Consider the following 1,154-nt stretch of genomic DNA (forward strand, 5'->3'; position numbering starts at 1 on the left):
CTGCTGTTTGCGGCGCTGGTGGTAGGCGGCGCGATCGGAGCGTTCGTCGCCGCGCGCGTCGAGATGACCAAGATGCCTGAACTGGTCGCCGCCATGCACTCGCTGATCGGTCTCGCGGCCGTGTGCATTGCCTATGCGGTTGTCTCGGAGCCGTCGGCGTTCGGTCTCGTGGATCCGGACAATCCGATCCCGGGGTTTCTGCCGTACGGCAACCGGATTGAGCTCTTTATCGGCACCTTCGTCGGGGCGATTACGTTTTCCGGTTCGGTGATTGCGTTCGGCAAGCTCTCGGGCAAGTACAAGTTCCGCCTGTTTCAGGGCGCGCCGGTGGTGTATCCGGGTCAGCATCTGATCAACCTGATGCTGGCGATCGGCATGATCGGCTTCGGCGTGATCTTCTTTCTGACGCAAGCGTGGCTGCCGTTCATCATCATGACGCTGATCGCGTTCGCGCTGGGCGTGCTGATCATCATCCCGATCGGCGGCGCGGATATGCCGGTGGTCGTGTCGATGCTCAACTCGTATTCGGGCTGGGCGGCGGCGGGCATCGGGTTCTCGTTGAATAACCCGATGCTGATCATCGCCGGTTCGCTGGTGGGGTCGTCCGGTGCGATCCTGTCGTACATCATGTGTCACGCGATGAACCGCTCGTTCTTCAATGTGCTGCTGGGCGGCTTTGGCGCGGAGGCGGGCGCGGCGGCTGCGGGCGGAGCCCAGGAACAGCGGCCGGTCAAGTCGGGTTCGGCCGAGGATGCGTCGTTCATGCTGGGCAACGCTGAAACCGTGGTGATCGTGCCGGGGTATGGTCTGGCCGTGGCCCGCGCACAGCACGCGCTGAAAGAACTCACGGACAAGCTGACCGAAAAGGGCATTGATGTGCGGTACGCGATCCACCCGGTGGCGGGCCGCATGCCGGGACACATGAACGTGCTGCTCGCTGAAGCCGAAGTCTCCTACGACATGGTCTACGAGATGGACGACATCAACAGCGAGTTCGGTCAGGTGGACGTGGTGCTGGTGCTCGGCGCGAACGACGTGGTGAATCCGGCGGCGAAGAACGATCCGAAGTCGCCGATTGCGGGCATGCCGATTATCGAGGCGTACAAGGCGCGCACGGTGATCGTCAACAAGCGTTCGATGGCGGCCGGTTATGC

1 protein-coding gene is annotated in these 1,154 nt (G+C 62.8%); it reads left to right on the plus strand.

What is annotated here, in order from left to right; genetic code table 11:
- Window positions 1-1,154, plus strand: a 1,154-nt coding sequence (locus P3T17_RS37505) for an NAD(P)(+) transhydrogenase (Re/Si-specific) subunit beta (RefSeq protein ID WP_429411969.1), incomplete at both ends; no start/stop codon positions are given.

It is taken from the genome of Paraburkholderia sp. GAS82, assembly GCF_050436285.1.
Lineage (GTDB): Bacteria > Pseudomonadota > Gammaproteobacteria > Burkholderiales > Burkholderiaceae > Paraburkholderia > Paraburkholderia phenazinium_B.